General features: G+C 71.7%; 17 protein-coding genes. 7 read left to right on the forward strand and 10 right to left on the reverse strand.

The genetic code is table 11. From position 1 onward, the window contains the following. Positions 1-24: 24 nt before the first annotated feature. The 3 genes from ACFY7C_RS29385 to ACFY7C_RS29395 all read right to left on the reverse strand — a co-directional run bounded on the left by ACFY7C_RS29385 (position 25) and on the right by ACFY7C_RS29395 (position 3,027). Positions 25-531: a DUF664 domain-containing protein gene (locus ACFY7C_RS29385; protein ID WP_389656009.1), complete on the reverse strand. Its 507-nt coding sequence runs from the start codon at positions 529-531 to the stop codon at positions 25-27. 73 nt (positions 532-604) lie between these two features. Continuing rightward, on the reverse strand, positions 605-2,581 hold the full coding sequence (locus tag ACFY7C_RS29390; protein WP_389656011.1) for a serine/threonine-protein kinase: 1,977 nt from the start codon (positions 2,579-2,581) through the stop codon (positions 605-607). A 242-nt stretch (positions 2,582-2,823) separates the two neighbouring features. Beyond that, a complete protein-coding gene (locus ACFY7C_RS29395; protein ID WP_345486399.1) occupies positions 2,824-3,027 on the reverse strand; it encodes a cold-shock protein in 204 nt (67 codons plus the stop codon). 260 nt (positions 3,028-3,287) lie between these two features. Between ACFY7C_RS29395 and ACFY7C_RS29400 the strand changes: the two genes are divergently transcribed. Continuing rightward, positions 3,288-4,160: a menaquinone biosynthetic enzyme MqnA/MqnD family protein gene (locus ACFY7C_RS29400; RefSeq protein WP_389656014.1), complete on the forward strand. Its 873-nt coding sequence runs from the start codon at positions 3,288-3,290 to the stop codon at positions 4,158-4,160. A 37-nt stretch (positions 4,161-4,197) separates the two neighbouring features. Here ACFY7C_RS29400 and ACFY7C_RS29405 read toward each other — a convergent pair whose 3' ends face one another. Beyond that, positions 4,198-5,247 (reverse strand): alpha/beta hydrolase, encoded by a 1,050-nt coding sequence (locus tag ACFY7C_RS29405; protein WP_389656016.1) that lies wholly within the window; start codon positions 5,245-5,247, stop codon positions 4,198-4,200. A 181-nt stretch (positions 5,248-5,428) separates the two neighbouring features. Between ACFY7C_RS29405 and mqnC the strand changes: the two genes are divergently transcribed. Further along, positions 5,429-6,628 (forward strand): cyclic dehypoxanthinyl futalosine synthase, encoded by a 1,200-nt coding sequence (gene mqnC / locus ACFY7C_RS29410; RefSeq protein ID WP_389656018.1) that lies wholly within the window; start codon positions 5,429-5,431, stop codon positions 6,626-6,628. A gap of 7 nt (positions 6,629-6,635) precedes the next feature. Beyond that, the gene (locus ACFY7C_RS29415) at positions 6,636-7,235 is read left to right on the forward strand and encodes a hypothetical protein (protein ID WP_389656020.1); all 600 of its coding nucleotides are present in this window, start codon (positions 6,636-6,638) and stop codon (positions 7,233-7,235) included. Positions 7,236-7,285: 50 nt separating this feature from the next. On the opposite strand, the gene ACFY7C_RS29420 is transcribed toward ACFY7C_RS29415, so the two are convergent. Then, positions 7,286-8,101 carry a hypothetical protein gene (locus ACFY7C_RS29420; RefSeq protein WP_389656022.1) on the reverse strand — a complete coding sequence of 272 codons (816 nt, stop codon included), beginning with the start codon at positions 8,099-8,101 and terminating at the stop codon, positions 7,286-7,288. Positions 8,102-8,109: 8 nt separating this feature from the next. Next, positions 8,110-8,619, reverse strand: a complete 510-nt coding sequence (locus ACFY7C_RS29425) for a SigE family RNA polymerase sigma factor (RefSeq protein ID WP_389656923.1) — start codon at positions 8,617-8,619, stop codon at positions 8,110-8,112. Between the two features lie 158 nt (positions 8,620-8,777). Between ACFY7C_RS29425 and ACFY7C_RS29430 the strand changes: the two genes are divergently transcribed. After that, positions 8,778-9,473, forward strand: coding sequence for a demethylmenaquinone methyltransferase (locus ACFY7C_RS29430; protein WP_389656024.1), 696 nt, complete (start codon positions 8,778-8,780; stop codon positions 9,471-9,473). 29 nt (positions 9,474-9,502) lie between these two features. Here the strand turns inward: ACFY7C_RS29430 and ACFY7C_RS29435 are convergent, their stop codons facing one another. Next, positions 9,503-10,879 (reverse strand): phosphodiester glycosidase family protein, encoded by a 1,377-nt coding sequence (locus ACFY7C_RS29435; RefSeq protein ID WP_389656026.1) that lies wholly within the window; start codon positions 10,877-10,879, stop codon positions 9,503-9,505. Next, positions 10,876-11,634: a peptidase inhibitor family I36 protein gene (locus ACFY7C_RS29440; RefSeq protein WP_389656028.1), complete on the reverse strand. Its 759-nt coding sequence runs from the start codon at positions 11,632-11,634 to the stop codon at positions 10,876-10,878. Before ACFY7C_RS29440 ends, ACFY7C_RS29435 begins: the two co-directional genes overlap by 4 nt. Before the next feature lie 121 nt (positions 11,635-11,755). Here ACFY7C_RS29440 and ACFY7C_RS29445 point away from each other — a divergent pair, with 121 nt between their 5' ends. Continuing rightward, on the forward strand, positions 11,756-13,042 hold the full coding sequence (locus ACFY7C_RS29445; protein ID WP_389656030.1) for a geranylgeranyl reductase family protein: 1,287 nt from the start codon (positions 11,756-11,758) through the stop codon (positions 13,040-13,042). Here the strand turns inward: ACFY7C_RS29445 and ACFY7C_RS29450 are convergent. Then, positions 13,008-13,997, reverse strand: coding sequence for a helix-turn-helix domain-containing protein (locus ACFY7C_RS29450; protein WP_389656032.1), 990 nt, complete (start codon positions 13,995-13,997; stop codon positions 13,008-13,010). The genes ACFY7C_RS29445 and ACFY7C_RS29450 overlap by 35 nt on opposite strands. 84 nt (positions 13,998-14,081) lie before the next feature. Between ACFY7C_RS29450 and ACFY7C_RS29455 the strand changes: the two genes are divergently transcribed. After that, positions 14,082-14,948 carry an NAD(P)-dependent oxidoreductase gene (locus ACFY7C_RS29455; protein ID WP_389656034.1) on the forward strand — a complete coding sequence of 289 codons (867 nt, stop codon included), beginning with the start codon at positions 14,082-14,084 and terminating at the stop codon, positions 14,946-14,948. 69 nt (positions 14,949-15,017) lie between these two features. Here ACFY7C_RS29455 and ACFY7C_RS29460 read toward each other — a convergent pair whose 3' ends face one another. Beyond that, positions 15,018-15,842: a C40 family peptidase gene (locus ACFY7C_RS29460; RefSeq protein ID WP_389656036.1), complete on the reverse strand. Its 825-nt coding sequence runs from the start codon at positions 15,840-15,842 to the stop codon at positions 15,018-15,020. A 682-nt stretch (positions 15,843-16,524) separates the two neighbouring features. Here ACFY7C_RS29460 and ACFY7C_RS29465 point away from each other — a divergent pair. Then, positions 16,525-16,884 carry an NADH-quinone oxidoreductase subunit A gene (locus ACFY7C_RS29465; RefSeq protein ID WP_003956195.1) on the forward strand — a complete coding sequence of 120 codons (360 nt, stop codon included), beginning with the start codon at positions 16,525-16,527 and terminating at the stop codon, positions 16,882-16,884. Positions 16,885-16,899: the final 15 nt, after the last annotated feature.

Here is a 16,899-nt window from a genome sequence, read left to right on the forward strand (position 1 = left end):
GGGCACGCCCGCCCTCTTCGCCGATCAGCGGCGCTCGACGACCCCGCGTACGTACGCCGCCTGGCCCGCGTGCTGGTTGTCCTCGGCGATCACGCTGATCAGGCGGACGCCCAGGGTGACGTGCGGCGTCCAACGGGTGTCGACGACCCGGTCCAGGTCGCCGTCGGTGAGGGAGCCGACGTGGTCGAGGGTGCGGGCGTGGACGGCGTCGTAGTAGCCGAGGAGCAGGTCGGCCGGGGCGCGGACGGCCGCGACCTGCTCGCTGCTCTGGCCGAAGCCGGTGGCGTCCTCGGGGAAGGGCAGGCCGAAGCGGCCGGACCAGCCATCGGCCGTCCACACCTGTTCGGTGCCGAACGCGTCGGCGACGTGGTCGTCCTGGATGCGGGTGAGGTGCCAGACCAGCCACGCGATCGAGTTGGCGTCGGGATCGACCCGTACGGCCAGGTCGTCATCGGACAGGCCCTCGACGGCTTCGTGCACGGCCTCCTGGACCCGGCCGAAGGCGTCAAGGAGAAGCTCGGCGCTCTTCATGGGGCCACCGTACGACGCGTACCGGTGGCCCGCCTCTTCCGTTCCTCGGTCCGTACCGCGTTCCGTGCCCGCCTCAGACCCGGTGGTAGTGGTAGCCCTCGCCGTGGGAGGGGCCCACGTCGCGGAGGATGCCGCTCGGCACGGCGAGCTTGAACGCGGAGGTGTCGCCGTTGGTGCAGTAGGGGTAGCCGCCGGACTTGGCCTGGTCGACGGTGGTGGTGCCCAGGTTGATGCGCTTGCCGCCGTCGGTGATGGAGACCAGTTTGGCCACGTACTCGCAGTGCGCCCCGTTGATGTTGGTGATCATCCGGGCGGCGATCTGGCCCGGGGCCACCCTGTAGATGTAGACCGTCTCGGGCTGGCTGATGTTGTAGTCCGCCGTGTACTTCCAGGTGCCGACGAAGGCCGACGGGACCCGGTTGTCGTTGGTGGCGGGCGGCTTCGGGGCGGTGGTGGCGGGCGGCCGGGTGGTGGTGCCGCCGGAGGAGCCGCCGCTCACCGAGCCGCCCGAGGAGCCGCCGGTCACCGAGGAGCCGCCGGACGTGGTGGTCGCCGAGCCGCCGCTCGAGGCCGTACCGCCGCCGCTGGCCGGCAGGCCGCCGCCGGACCCGCCGGAGGCGCCGCCGACCGCTCCGCCCGGGCCGCCGGGCGGCGGGGCGACGGTCGTCGGGGCCTGGCCGGGCTTGGTGGGCGTGCCGGGCGGGGGAGCCGACGTGGGGCCGGTGCCGGTGGCGGGCGGGGCGGTGGTGGCGGACGTGCCGGGGGAGGCCTGGAGGTCGCGTTCGCGTGCGCCGTCGTCGATGAGCTTGACGACGGTGCCGCTGACGCCGAGGACGACGAAGACGGCGGCCACGACCGCCCAGACACGAGAGGCGCGGCGCGGCTCGCGGCGGCCGGTGCCGGCGGTGACGGGAGTGACGGACGCGGCAGCCGCTCCGGCCGGTCCGGTTCCGGGCGTCCCGGGTGTCACGCCGTCCTTGGAGAGCGGTCCGGCCGCGCCGGTGCCGGAGCCCGTGCCGGGCGTAGAGGGGCCGCTCGCCCCGGCGGTCCGGTCGGCCGCCTCCCGCTCCAGCTCCTCGGACAGGGCCTCCGCGTCGAGCAGCCGGGCAGCCTGGCGGGCGAGCCGTGCCACCAGCTCGGGCGGCAGCCAGGCCCCCGTGGCGGCGCCGCGGCCGGTCTCCTCGCCGGGCAGGGCGGGGTCGGCCAGCAGGGCCTCGATGGCGGGCCGCTGCTGGGGGTCCTTGGTGAGGCAGCGGGCGACGAAGCCGCGCAGCTCCTCGGACTCGATCCGGTCGAGCTCGGGCTCGGCCTCGACGATCTGGAACATGATCGCGTGCTGGTTGCTGGCCCCGTGTCCGAAGGGCAGCCGGCCGGTCGCCGCGTACATCAGGACGCAGCCGAGCGCGAAGACGTCGGCCGCCGGACCGAGGGTCTCGCCGCGCACCTGCTCGGGGGCCATGAAGCCGGGTGAGCCGACCACCATGCCGGTGCTGGTGAGCAGCGACTCGACCGAGGGCTCCAGGGCCCGCGCGATGCCGAAGTCGATCACCCGGGGGCCTTCGACGGTGAGCATCACGTTCGACGGCTTGAGGTCCCGGTGCAGGATCCCGGCCCCGTGGATGCCCTGGAGGGCCCGGAGCAGCCCGAGGGCGAGGGCGAGGATCGAGTCGGCGGGCAGCGGGCCGTGCTCGCGCACGACCTGCTCCAGGGACGGCCCGGGCACGAAGCCGGTGACGACCCAGGGCCGGTCCGCCTCGGGGTCGGCGTCCAGGACGGGTGCGGTGTAGTGCTCGCCGACCTTCCGGACCGAGTCGATCTCCCGGCGGAACCGCGCCCGGAACTGCGGGTCCTGCGCGTGCTCCTCGTGCACGACCTTGACGGCCACCGTGCGCCCGCTCTCGGAGCGGGCCAGGAACACCCGCCCCATGCCGCCGGACCCGAGGCGTCCGAGCAGCCGGTACGGGCCGATCAGGCGCGGGTCGCCGGGCGCGAGCGGTTCCATCCCGCTGCCGCCGTCCCTCTTCTTCCCTTTGCCGTTCTCGCCGCTCATGCCGGTCTGATCCCCCTGGTCGTCCCTGCCCCGTGGTCGGTCGAACGCGCTCAGCGTAGATGAGTACGCGTCAAGTGGACGGCGGGGGAGGGGCCTTGGGTTCCGCCGGCGTCCGCATTCGTACGGAGCCGGTCAGGGGCCGGTCAGGGAGACGGCAGGAGCCCCGCTCGTACACAGTCGTGCACGGAGCGGGGCTCCTTGGGTACTGCTTCTCGAAGATCGCGATAGTCGACCCGGGCGCCTTAGGCCGGGGTGACGTTCTCCGCCTGCGGACCCTTCGGGCCCTGGGTGACGTCGAAGGTCACCTGCTGGTTCTCCTCGAGGGAGCGGAAACCAGACGCGTTGATCGCGGAGTAGTGGACGAAGACATCCGGGCCGCCGCCTTCCTGGGCAATGAAGCCGAAGCCCTTTTCAGCGTTGAACCACTTCACGGTTCCGGTAGCCATGAGCCCTCCTATGGGCCAAAGGGTCGCCCTGCTCCAGAACCTGCAAACAAGTCTGAAAACTACAAAAGCCTGCGGGTCACATGCTCCGCAGGCTCTGTACTGCAAGGGAAACCAAACTGCAACTTGCGTTGAGCGTAGCACGCAGCGTGCGCGGAGCGGTAGAGGTAAAGATCACGTCACCCGCATGTTTGATCCGCGCGTGGGTGCTGACACGCGGCCCCGGCGATGTCCACCGTACGAGACGGGTCTAGCCTCGCGATGTGGACAATGCAACCGATGACCACCAGCGCAGCCGGCCCCGCGTCGGACACATCCAGTTCCTGAACTGCCTCCCCCTCTACTGGGGCCTGGCCCGGACCGGAACGCTTCTCGATCTCGAGCTCACGAAGGACACCCCGGAGAAGCTCAGCGAGCGGCTCGTCCGGGGCGATCTCGACATCGGTCCCGTCACCCTCGTCGAATACCTCCGGCACGCCGACGACCTGGTCGCGCTGCCCGACATCGCCGTCGGCTGCGACGGGCCGGTCATGTCGTGCGTGATCGTCTCCCAGCTGCCGCTGGACGAGCTGGACGGCGCGCGGGTGGCGCTCGGCTCCACCTCCCGCACCTCCGTGCGCCTGGCGCAGCTGCTGCTCGCCGAGCGGTACGGCGTGGCGCCCGACTACTACACGTGCCCGCCCGACCTCGGCCTGATGATGCAGGAGGCGGACGCGGCGGTGCTGATCGGCGACGCGGCGCTGCGGGCCTCGCTGCACGACGCGCCCCGGCTGGGGCTGAAGGTCCACGACCTGGGGCTGATGTGGAAGGAGTGGACGGAGCTCCCGTTCGTCTTCGCGGTGTGGGCGGTCCGCAAGGACTTCCTGGCCCGCGAGCCGGAGACCGTCCACGACGTGCACCGGGCCTTCCTGGCCTCCCGGGACCTGTCCCTGGAGGAGGTCGCCAAGGTCGCCGAGCAGGCGGCCCGCTGGGAGGCCTTCGACGCGGAGCTCCTGGAGCGGTACTTCCGTACCCTCGACTTCCGCTTCGGGCCCGAGCAGCTCGCCGGCGTGCGCGAGTTCGCCCGCCGGACCGGTCCGACGACCGGTTTCCCCGCGGACGTACGGGTGGAGCTGCTCGAAGCCCTGCGCCCCTGAGGCCCAGGCGCTCCTGGGCCCCCGGCGTGCCTGAGGCTCAGGAGGACGGGATCGGCGCCTGGAGGTGCCTGCTGATCCAGGCGATCGAACCCATGTCCATTCCTCGCACGTAGCTCTTGGCGTTGTGCGTGCCGCCCGGGATGATCTGCAGCCGCGACTTCACCGGGCCCTTGGTGTAGGTCTTGATGAAGGCGTTCAGGCGCGGGGCCATCCAGGTCTCCTTCGTTCCCATCTGGAACGCCAGATAGACCTGGTTCGGCCCGGTGTCCGGCTTCGCGCCGAGCGCCTTGGCGAGCCGTTCCGGGTTGTTCGCCTGCCGCTCCTTCTCGTGGCCCTTCCACAGCGGCGAGTCGGGCACGAGGTCCGGCCCCGACGCGATGACCGCCTTGAACTTGTCCGGCTTCTGGAGCACGGACTTCAGGCCGACGAAGCCGCCCGACGAGGACCCCATGAAGGCCCAGCCGTCGCGGGACTTGAACGTACGGAAATTCGCCCGGACGAAATCCGGCACGTCCTCGGTCAGCCAGGTGCCCATTCTCGGCCGGCCGGGGATATCACTGCCGTCGTAGTACGCCTTGTCGTCCGGGTTGAGAACGGGCATCACGACGATGAACGGAAGGCTCTTTCCCTCCTCCGACCACCGGGCGATGCTCGACTGCAGTTTCAGGTCGGTGCCCATCCAGTAATTCGTCGGATAGCCGAGGCCCCCGGGCAGGGCGATGAGGACGGGGAAGCCGCTCTCGGCATACTTCGGATCGAAATACTGCTTCGGGGCCCACACCCACACCTTGCCCGTGAAGCCGGACTTCTCGCCGCGGAGTTCCGTCACGCCGATCTTGGTGCCGTCCTCGACCGTGTTGGCGGTGCGGAAGTCCGCCTTGGGGCCGGTCGGGAAGACCGTCTCCGGCACGGGGGCGCCGGGCTTCGGCTTGTGGTGCTGGACGGCCTGGCGCTGGGCGGACGTGTCGCTCTTCGGCGTGTCGAAGGAGACCGGGTCGCCCTCGTCCGAGCAGCCGGTCACCACGGCCAGGGTGGTGCCGAGGGCGAGGGCTGCCGCGAGGGCGCGAATCGGGCGGCGACGAGTCATGAAGGGTCTCCGGTGCTGTGTGATGCGGTGCGTGGGGCGTTTCGGGTGATACGGCGGATTCCGGAGAAGGAGAGGGCTCCCGCGCCCGATCGGTTGGCTCGGGACCGGGACGAATCCGTGCGGAGGCCCTGGCGTAGGCTGGCTCGGTCCGTTCAGTACCCCTCCGAAAGGGACACATCCGGTGACCGAGAAGGCCGTGCTCCAGTCCGTTCTCGACCGCGCCGCCGCGGGTGGCCGGATCACTCCCGAGGAGGCGCTCGACCTGTACCGCTCGGCGCCGCTGCACGCCCTGGGCGCCGCCGCGGACGCCGTGCGCCGCCGCCGGTACGCGGGGACCGAGCACATCGCGACGTACATCATCGAGCGCAACATCAACTACACGAACGTCTGTGTGACGGCGTGCAAGTTCTGCGCCTTCTACGCCCCGCCGAAGGACACCAAGAACGGCTGGACCCGCGACCTCGAGGACATCCTCCGCCGCTGCGCGGAGACCGTGGAGCTCGGCGGCACCCAGATCATGTTCCAGGGCGGTCACCACCCGGACTTCGGCGTCGAGTACTACGAGAAGCACTTCGCCGCCATCAAGAAGGACTTCCCGCAGCTGGTCATCCACTCCCTCGGGGCGTCCGAGGTCGAGCACATGGCCCGCATCTCCGGCGTCTCCGTCGAGGAGGCCATCACCCGCATCCACGAGGCCGGCCTCGACTCCTTCGCCGGCGCCGGGGCCGAGCTGCTCCCCGCGCGTCCGCGCAAGGCCATCGCGCCGCTCAAGGAGAGCGGCGAGCGCTGGCTGGAGATCATGGAGATCGCCCACAAGCTGGGCGTCGAGTCCACCTCCACCATGCTGATGGGGACCGGCGAGACCAACGCCGAGCGCATCGAGCACCTGCGGATGATCCGTGACGTGCAGGACCGGACGGGCGGCTTCCGGGCCTTCATCCCCTACACGTACCAGCCCGAGAACAACCACCTGAAGGGCCGCACCCAGGCCACCCTCTTCGAGTACCTGCGCATCATCGCCGTCGCGCGGCTCTTCCTCGACAACGTGGCGCACATCCAGGGGTCCTGGCTCACCACCGGCAAGGAGGTCGGCCAGCTGTCCCTGCACTACGGGGCGGACGACCTGGGCTCGATCATGCTGGAGGAGAACGTGGTCTCCTCGGCGGGCGCGAAGCACCGCTCGAACCGGCTGGAGATCATCGACCTGATCCGTAAGGCCGGCCGCGTACCCGCCCAGCGCTCGACGACGTACGAGCACCTCGTCGTCCACGACGACCCGGCGAACGACCCGGTCGACGAGCGCGTCGCCTCGCACATCTCGTCGATCGCGATCGAGGGCGGCACGGCCCACCCCGAGCTGAAGCTGCTGGACGCGAACTGAGGCCCCGTTGCTGACCCTGCACGCCGCCGAGGCGTCGCCGGAGACCGCCGTCCTCGTCGACGGCGGCCGGATCGCGGCCGTCGGCCCGTACGAGGAGCTGGCGGCCGCCCACCAGGACGCCCGGCTGCGCCGCTGGCCCGGCCTCCTGCTGCCCGGCCTGCTCAATCCGTACGGCCCCGAGCTGCTGGAGCAGACCTACCACCCGGACCCGCGCGAGGCCGACGAGTACGGCACCGAGCCGATCACGGGGGAGCGCGCCCGGGCCCTCTTCCGCGCCGACCCGGCCCGGCTCGGCGCCAGTGCCCGGCGCGGGGTGCAGCGCCTCCTCGCCCACGGGACGGTCGCCGTCGCCGGCGAGCTCCGTTCCCGGGCCGCCCAGGACGCGGTGCGCCGCGCCGGACTCGCGGTCGGCCGGCGGCCCGAGGTGCTCCCCGGCCCGCCGTCGCTGTCCCCGGTGCCGCTGGTGCTGCTCCCGCGCCTGACCGCGGGCGGCCCGGCGCGCTTCGCCGTCTTCGACGTCCCCGACACGGCGACCCTGGTGCGCCGGGGGGCGTCGACCTGCGTGGCCACCGTCCTCGACGGCCGCCTCGTCTACCGCGCCCGCTGACGGGACCGCCCGGGACGCCCCGGGATCGCCGGACCGCCCGGGAGGACCGCTCACCCGCCCTTGACGGTCGGCGGCGCCTTCGTCTCCATCGGACTCGCGTCCGCCTGCCGGACCAGGTCGAGGAAGCGCGGGTCCTCGGCCACGGCGAGCAGCTGGCGCGGGGTCACCGGCGCCGACGCGCCCTGGGGGTCGACGGAGAGCAGCACACGGCTCTTGCCGTACAGGAAGTTCACGTACGAGCCCAGGGTGTCCGCCTCGTCGACCGGCATCGAGAGCAGGTGCGCCTCGCGGTCCCCGTCGAAGCCGACCGCCTCGCAGACGATCTTCCCGCCCGCCACGTCCGGGCAGGGCTTCAGAGCCCGGTCGTCGGTCGGCCGCACCGAGACGGTCATGCGGAAGGACGTGCCGCCGGCCGTGATCCGGTAGACGGCCACCTCGTCCTTCACCGGCCGGATCGCGGTGACCGTGGGGGGCAGCAGCTCGTCGAGGAGCGCCGCCACCCGCTGCTGGTGCTCCGCACGCCGCTCGCGCTCGGCCGGGCTCAGGCCGTCGGGGTTGTCGGGCGGGGTGACACCGGGCGTCTCCTCCACGACCACCGGGGGATGGCTCGCGCCGGGGCTCCCGCTCCCGACGGCCGACGAGGGCACGACGGCCGGCATCGCGGGCGCGGGGTCCGTCCCCGGCAGCAGGGTGAGCCCGAGGGCTCCCGCGGTGACCGCGCCGAAGGCGGCCGTCACGACGGCGAGGCGGGCCCTGGCCCGCCGCTTGCGGCCCTGCCGCACGGCGAGCGGGGCGAGGTCGGGCAGCGGCGGAAGGTCCTCCGCCGTGCGGTCCAGGGCGTCGCGGAGCGGAACGGTCTTGTCCACGGGGAACCTCAGCTTTCCGTGATCGAGAGCCCGGCGTCGGCCAGGCGTACGCGGAGTCGGGCGAGCGAGCGCGAGCACTGGCTCTTGACGGTGGCCTCGCTGCACCGCAGCAGCGCCGCGACGGAGGCCACGCTCTGGTCGTCCCAGTAGCGCAGCACGACCATCGCCCGGGCCCTCGGCGGCAGCTCGGCGAGCGCCGCGAGCAGCGTGACGCGCAGGTCGGCGTGGTCGGCGGCAGGCTCGGGGACGGTGCCGCCGGTCCGGGTGAGGGCGAGGAGGTCGCGCAGCCGCCGCCGGCGTTCCGCCAGGAACGTCCGCGTCAGCACCGTCTTGGCATACGCGTGCGGATGCTCGGCGGCCCCCGCCCGCCGCCAGTGCTGGTAGAGCTTGGCCAGCGTGGTCTGGGTCAGGTCCCGGGCGGTCTCCGCGTCCCCGCTGAGCAGATACGCCGTCCGGTACAGCCGCTGCTGGGAGGCGCGGGCGAACTCCTCGAACCCGGCGGCCGGCCCCGCGTCCACGCCCCGCACCGCCTCGGGTCTCACTTCGATCGACACTGCCATCGCACTCCTGCTCTCCTCGCCGTCGCGTGCTGTGCTCGACCGTCCTTGAGCACGCCCGCGCCCGAAAGGTTGAAGCGGTACGAGGAGAGATTCCGGCGGCTGCTTGAATGGGGAGCGTGACCCGAGCCAACCTGGACAAGCAGCCGCACGAAGTCGCCTCCATGTTCGACGACGTGGCGGCGAACTACGACCTCACCAACGACGTCCTGTCCCTGGGTCAGGACCGGCGGTGGCGCAAGGAGGTCGCCAAGGCGGTCGACGCGCGGCCCGCGCAGAAGATCCTGGACCTCGCGGCCGGGACCGCGACCTCCTCGCAGCCGTTCGCCCGCGCCGGGGCGTACGTCGTGCCGTGCGACTTCTCCCTCGGCATGCTCCGGGTGGGCAAGCAGAAGCACCCGTGGATGCCGTTCACCGCGGGCGACGGCACGAAGCTGCCGTTCAGGGACGACGTCTTCGACGCCGTCACCATCTCCTTCGGACTGCGCAACATCCAGGACACCGACCAGGCGCTGCGCGAGCTCCACCGGGTGACGAAGCCCGGCGGCCGCGTCGTCATCTGCGAGTTCTCCCACCCCACGTGGGCGCCGTTCCGCACGGTCTACGAGGAGTACCTGATGCGCGCGCTGCCGCCGGTCGCGCGCGCCGTCTCCTCGAACCCCGACGCGTACGTCTACCTCGCCGAGTCGATCCGTTCCTGGCCCGACCAGCCGGCCCTCGCGGGGATGCTGCGGAAGGCCGGCTGGTCCAGGGTCGCCTGGCGCAACCTCACGGGCGGCATCGTGGCCATGCACCGCGGGTTCAAGGCGGAGTAGGGCGCGGCCGGGTCACCGCGCCCACCGGGCTACTTCGCGTACATGCCGTAGCCGCCGACGCCGGTGTAGACGGCGTCGGCCACCTTCCGGTGCACCTTCGCGCCGGTGGCGTCGTCGGTGTCGGTCGGCGGCGTACGCGTCTTCATGCCGGTCACCAGTGTGGTGGAGCCGCCGCCGTCGAGGTTGAGCGCGTCGATCAGACCGAGCTCCTCGGAGTCCAGGAGCGTGGCGAAGTCGTGCAGATAGTCGCCGTCCTCGTTGTCCTGGCCGGTGAGGGTGATCAGCAGGGGGTGGCCCTGGAGGTCGACGCCCAGCGCGGTGCGCGAGTCGGTGCAGATCTTGAGCCGGCTGTCGGTCTTGCCGGGCTCCTCGCCGGTCGCGGTGCAGGAGTTGGGCAGGACGTCGAGGGAGGGCACCACGCCGTCCTCGAGGAGCCGGTGGAAGGAGCTGACCACGTCGACGGACTCGTCGAGCGGGATCTCCCGGCCCAGGGTCCGGTCGTGGAGCTTCGTCTCCACGACCGGCCTGCTGCCGACCGGCAGGTGGGTGCGCAGCCACTCCGCCCCGGTGCCGATGCCCTGGAGGATCCGGCCGCCGGCCGGGACGGCGGTGCCGCCGCGGTTCTCGTGGACGGCGGTGACCAGGCCGTTGGCGCCGAGGACGACCTCGTAACCCTCGGTGAGGGCGGGGGTGGTGGTCCCGTAGTCGTCGGTGAACACCACGATCTCGTCGGGGTCCGCGTAGACGCGGGGCGAGTCGCTCACCTTCCGGTCCTCGGCGTCCCGCGCGCAGTGCGGGATGCGGCCGGGGGTCCGGTTGACGTCGTCGACGCGCACGCTCGCGGTGGGCGACGCGCTGAGCTTCAGCTCCGTACCGAGCTTGGTGACGTACGGGATGCCGTACTGGATCACCGCCCCGTTGCCGCCCTGCCCGCCGTTCCAGCAGGCGGCGCTGTGCAGGACGCCGTCGGTGACGGCGGCGCTCGTGTGCACGACGTTCCCGTCGGCGCCGGACGGCAGCGGCTCCCGCTGGAACAGGCCGCCGTTGACGCCCGCGTAGGGCTTCCGGGAGGCCACGGTGGTGACGGTGCCCAGCTGGTCGAGGACCGTCTCGGCGGCGGCGTCGCTCGCGCCGATGACGCTCTCCAGGGTCACCGCCCCGGCGGCGGGATCGATCTCGACGACCTGGAGGACGCGCGCCTTGAGCCGGTTGTCGAGCTTGGTCTCCGTCCAGGTGGTGTGGGTGACGCCGGGGGCGAGGACGACCGGCGCGCCCGCCGTCCAGTTGGTGCCCAGTGGGCTCGACGGCTCCTCGACGGCGGGTGCCGCGCCGGCCGAGGTGGCCAGGCTGAGGGCGGCGACGGTGGCGGCGAGGGCCGCGAACGTACGGCGGCGGTTCCTGGTCACTGGCAGTCCGCCGTTCGGTCGACGAGCTCGTGCGAGCGGAAGGTGCCGGCGAAGGGGGCCGGCACGGTGGTGCTGTCACCGCGCAGCACGACATAGGCGCCGTACGTGTGCCCGGCCGCGGTGTCGGTCCAGGTGCCGGTGAAGGTGGGCTCGGGGTAGAAGCAGACGTGCTTGGCGGTGCGGTTCCAGACCGACTTGGGCGCGGCGCCGGTGCCGTAGCTGCTGCCGACGTTCCCGGTGGCCGGGTCGGTCGTGGCCGTGTGCACGGTCATCGCGCCGCGGCCGCGCTCCTGGGCGAAGGTGCAGATCCGGTCGTCGGGGCAGCGCTCGTAGCCGGTGAAGCAGTGGGCCCGGGAGGGCACCAGCTTGTGGGAGCTGATGGTCTTCACCCAGCGGGCGTCGCCGTCGGAGTATTCGTCGAAGCGGTCCGGCATGACGGTCTGGAGCAGGCCGCCGTAGCCGGCGTCGACGTAGACGCAGGCCCACAGCTTCGTGTTGTTCTTGGCGGAGAGCGTCTTGTCGTCCCAGGTCGCGTCGTAGCTCTCCAGGCTCTGCCGGTCGGTGAAGTCCCGCCGCTCGCCGGTGCCGTCGGGGCCGCTGTAGAGGCACAGGGTGTTCGCCGGGCAGTCGTCGAAGGCGGCGGCGCCGGCGTTCGACGGCAGGGCGAGGAACGCCGAGCAGATGAGGGCGAGGAACGCGGTGATCAGCGCGCCCCGCCGCCGGGTGAGTTCTCCATGTCTTCGCATGATCGTCATATGACGATCTTTCCCTTCCGGGTGGCCCTCCGGAAGGTCCGACACGGGCCCCATAGACTGCCGGGGTACGTCCGTACGTCCGTACCGCCCCCTACCGACCTAGTCTTCGGGAGACCCCGCCGTGACCGAGCAGCCCCTCTCCGAGCACAGCGCAGATGTGATCGTCGTCGGGGCGGGCCCGGCGGGCTCGACCACCGCGTACTACCTGGCCAAGGCGGGACTCGACGTCCTGCTCCTGGAGAAGACCGCGTTCCCGCGCGAGAAGGTCTGCGGCGACGGGCTCACCCCGCGCGCCACCAAGCAGCTCGTCGCCATGGGCATCGACATCTCCGAGGAGGCGGGCTGGCTGCGCAACAAGGGCCTGCGGATCATCGGCGGCGGCGTGCGGCTCCAGCTCGACTGGCCGGATCTCGCCTCGTACCCGGACTACGGACTCGTGCGCAAGCGCGACGACTTCGACGAGACGCTGGCCCGTCAGGCGCAGAAGGCCGGGGCGCGGCTGTACGAGCGCTGCAACGTCCAGTCGCCGCTGATCGACGACCGCACCGGCCGGATCACCGGCGTGCGCGCCAAGCTCGGCGAGGAGAAGCGCGAGGTCACCTTCCACGCGCCGCTGGTCGTCGCCGCCGACGGCAACTCCACCCGGCTGTCGCTGGCGATGGGCCTGCACCGCCGCGAGGACCGTCCGATGGGCGTCGCCGTCCGGACGTACTTCACGACCCCCCGCCACGAGGACGACTACCTGGAGTCCTGGCTGGAGCTGTGGGACCGGCGCGGCCCGCAGGACCGGCTGCTGCCCGGCTACGGCTGGATCTTCGGCATGGGCGACGGCACCTCCAACGTCGGCCTCGGCATCCTCGACTCCTCCTCCGCCTTCAAGGAGCTCGACTGGCGTGAGGTCCTGAAGGCCTGGTGCGCCTCCATGCCGGAGGACTGGGGCTTCACCCCGGAGAACATGACGACGCCGATCCGCGGCGCCGCCCTGCCGATGGCCTTCAACCGCCAGCCGCACTACACCAAGGGGCTGCTGCTCGTCGGCGACGCGGGCGGCCTGGTCAACCCGTTCAACGGCGAGGGCATCGCCTACGCGATGGAGTCCGGCCAGATCGCCGCCGACGTCATCGTGCAGGCCCACGCCCGCTCCACCCCCGCCCAGCGGGAGCTGGCGCTGCGCAACTACCCGCGGATCCTGAAGGACACCTACGGCGGCTACTACACGCTGGGCCGCGCCTTCGTGAAGCTCATCGGCAACCCGAAGGTCATGAAGATCGCGACCCAGCGCGGTCTGACCCACCCGGTGCTGATGAAGTTCACGCTGAAGATGCTGGCCAACCTCACCGACCCGACCGGCGGCGACGCGATGGACCGCATCATCAACGGCCTGTCGAAGGTGGCCCCGAAGGCGTGACCGCACGCCGGTAGGCCGTCGGCGAGAGGCCGAGCGCCCGGGTGAAGTGGCGGCGGAGGTTCGCCGCCGTGCCCAGACCGCTGTGCTCGCCGACGCGCTCCACCGGCAGGTCGGTGGACTCCAGGAGCGTCTGTGCCCGGGCGACCCGCTGCTGCAGCAGCCACTGCAGCGGCGTGGTGCCGTGGGCCTCGCGGACCCGGCGGTGGAAGGTGCGCGGGCTCATGCGGGCCCGGCGGGCCAGGTCATCGACGCTCAGGGGCTCGTGCAGGTGCTCCTGGGCCCACTGGAGGGCGGGGCCGAGCAGGTCCCGTTCGCCCGGCGGCAGCGGCGCCTCGACGAACTGGGGGCGGTCGCCCGCCCGGAGGGCCGGGACGACCAGGCGCTGGGCGAGGGCGCCCGCGACGGCGGCGCCCAGGTCCTTGCGTACGAGATGCAGGCACAGGTCCAGGCCGGCGGCGGCGCCCGCGCTGGTGAGCACGGTGTCCTCGTCGGTGAACAGGACCGAGGCGTCGACGTCGACCCGGGGGTGCCGGGCGGCGAGTTCGGGCGCGTACTCCCGGTGGAGGGTGGCCCGTCGGCCGTCGAGCAGTCCGGCGGCGGCGAGCGCGAAGGCGCCGCTGCACATGGAGACCATCCGCGCCCCGCCCTCCGCCGCCGCCCGCAGGGCCTCGACGAGATCGCCGGGCAGGGTGACGCCGCCCTCGACGACGCCGTCCGGCACCGACGGCACGATGACGGTGTCCGCGCCCGCGAGCCCGTCGAGTCCGTGGGTGCGGTGCGGGGCGGGGCCGCCGCAGACGCGCAGCGCGTACCAGGGGTCGGCCAGGTCCTTGTGCGGGATCCCGAAGACCATGGTGGCGACGGAGAGTTCGTAGAGGTCCCAGGGGGAGATCCCGGGCCCCTCGCCAGGCCCCTCGTCGGATACGAGGGCGACGGCGACCACTCCAGCGTTCATGATCACGAGCCTATGGCAGGAACCGTGCGGAGGCGGTCGGTTCTTCCCCTGTCGGCCGGTTTCCGCCGCTGCGAGCGTGGAGCCATGAACAAGCAGAGCGTCACCGTCATCGGCCTCGGGCAGATGGGCACCGCCCTGGCCGACGCCTTCCTCGCCGCCGGCCACCCCACCACCGTCTGGAACCGTACGCCGGGCAGGGCCGACGCCCTGGTCGCCCGGGGCGCCACCCGCGCCGCCAGCGTCGCCGAGGCCGCCCGCGCGAGCGAACTCGTCGTGGTCTGTGTCCTCGACGACGCGGCCGTGCGCGAACTCCTCGTACCGGTCGCCGACGTGCTCCGCGGCCGGGTGCTGGTCAACCTCACCAGCGGATCTCCCGAGCAGGCCCGTGCGCAGGCCCGCTGGGCGGCGGAGCACGGCGTCGGCTACCTGGACGGCGGCATCATGACGACCCCGCCGGGGATCGGCGACAGTGCCAACATGATCCTCTACGCGGGATCGCCGGAGCTGCTCGCCGCCCACCGGGAGGCGCTCCGGGTGCTCGGCGACCCGGTCGACCTCGGCCCGGACGCCGGACTCGCCTCGCTCTACGACGCGGGGCTGCTGGGGCTCATGTGGTCGGTCTTCGGCGGCTGGCTGCACGCCGCCGCCCTCGCGGGCGCGGACGGGGTCCCGGCCCGGGACTTCACCGCGATCGCCACCCGCTGGCTGGGCACGGTCTCCTGGTTCATGACGGGGTACGCCGGGCAGATCGACGCCGGGGAATACCCGGGCGACGACGCCACGATCGACGTGCAGGTGGCGGCGATCGGGCACCTGCTGCACGCGGCGGAGGCGCGCGGCATCGACAACCGGCTCCCGGAGCTGCACCTGGAGCTGATGCGCGGCGCCGTCGACGCCGGGCACGGCGGGGACAGCTACGCCCGGATCATCGAGGCGTTCCGGGCGAAGTAGGGCGTACGTGACGAAGGGCCGTCGCTCCCCCGAGGAGTGACGGCCCTTCGTGCGTGTTCCGCGGACGGATCAGAGGATCCGGACGGCGCCCGACGGCGTGTCCCAGTCCAGGGAACGCTCGACGACACCGGTCGACGGGTTCTGCGCGCCGACGTACATGCCGCCGCCGACGTAGATGGCGACGTGGTACGAGCCGCTGCGGCTGCCCCAGTACAGGATGTCGCCCGGCTGGAGGTTGCTCAGGGAGACGGAGGTGCCCATGCTCGACTGCGAGCTGGAGACGCGCGGCAGGTCGATGCCGGCCTGGCGGTAGGCGGCCTGGACGAGGCCGGAGCAGTCCCAGGAGTTGGGGCCGGTGCCGCCGGAGACGTAGGCGTCGCCGACCTGGGCGCGGGCGAAGGCCACGATGGCGGCGGCCGAGCCGGTGGCGACCTGGGTGTCCCCGGAGGACGAGCCGCTGTCCGAGGCGCTGTAGGAGGACGCGGAGAGCGAGGTGCGCTCCGAGGTGCGGGAGGCGCGCTCGCGGGCCTCGGCGCGGGCCTTCTCGGCCTTCTCGGCCTCGGCCTTGCGGTCGGCCTCGGCCTTGGCCTTCTTGGCGTCCTTGGCGGCCTTCTCCAGGGCGGCCTTCTCCTGGGCCGCGAGGCTCTGGTCCAGGGCTTCCTGCTGGCTCGCCTCGGCGGAGGCGGAGACGGCGCTGGCGAGGTCGGCGTCGAGGGAGCCCAGCGTGGGCATCTCGAGGGTCGTCTCGGTCACCGGCTCGGCGTTCGCCGGAGCGGCGGCACCGGCCACCGCGATGGTGCTGAAGACGCCACCGGCAACTCCGGCCCGGAACGCGAGCTTCGAGGCGCCGCGGCGGGGCTTCCGGTGGCTGGGTATGTGAGCGGTCTGGGACATGAGTACAACCGCTATCAGGGCTTCACGGTTCCCTTCAAGAAACGTGGGTTGCGCCACAGTTACGTTCGGAACCTTCGAATCCGCTTTCCTGGCGCCCTTATTGACGCCGTAACGGGCAAAACGGGCACGGCTCAATGGGGCCTTGAACATGTGTTTTCAATGAAAAGCCCGAATTGCCCGTCGCTTACCACCTCTTCACGTGGATGGCCAAGCCCCGTTCTTCCGGGCACCCCCCACCTGTGGCGCAGGTCACACCCGGGCTCGTGAACGCGTGCACACGTCCACCGTCGTACCTCCGGACCCCCGACCGGGCGACGGCCGGTTTCCTTATCACCTGCACGCGTCCCACTGCCAATTTGCCTGTAGCTGCCAACTCTTGATAGTGCAACACCCCCTCCGACCAGCGATTTCCGGTACGGATGTCACATCTGGTGATCACCTGGGCGCTTCGAGTGGCAAGATCACCGCTCATCCGACTTCATGATCCTTCGTCAGGTGGTGGAGATCACAAAGTCCTTGGCGTACCCCGTGTCGCAGATCACAGAGGGGCGGGCTTAAGATACGCGGCAGTCGGGCTTGTGAACTGCCTCACATGTGGCGATCTTCGGTGCCCCGGGTGAGACGACGCGAGAAGCCGACAGTGCGGTCCAACGGTCAAGGACGACTGGAAGGAGCGAGGAGCGTGAATGCGTACGCGCCCATCCTCGTGCTCGGTGCCCTGGGAGCGGGGTTTGCGATCTTCTCCGTGGTCATGGCCACGCTCATCGGGCCAAAGCGGTACAACAGGGCGAAACTCGAGGCGTACGAGTGCGGCATCGAGCCCACGCCGACGCCTGCCGGGGGCGGTCGCTTCCCGATCAAGTACTACCTGACGGCGATGCTCTTCATCGTCTTCGACATCGAGATCGTCTTCCTCTACCCCTGGGCCGTCAGCTTCGACGCCCTGGGGCTTTTCGGGCTCGTGGAGATGCTGCTCTTCGTGCTCACCGTCTTCGTCGCCTACGCGTACGTGTGGCGGCGCGGCGGCCTGGAATGGGACTGAGGGGCTGAGGAGCAC

The organism is Streptomyces sp. NPDC012769, from assembly GCF_042901205.1.
GTDB lineage: Bacteria > Actinomycetota > Actinomycetes > Streptomycetales > Streptomycetaceae > Streptomyces.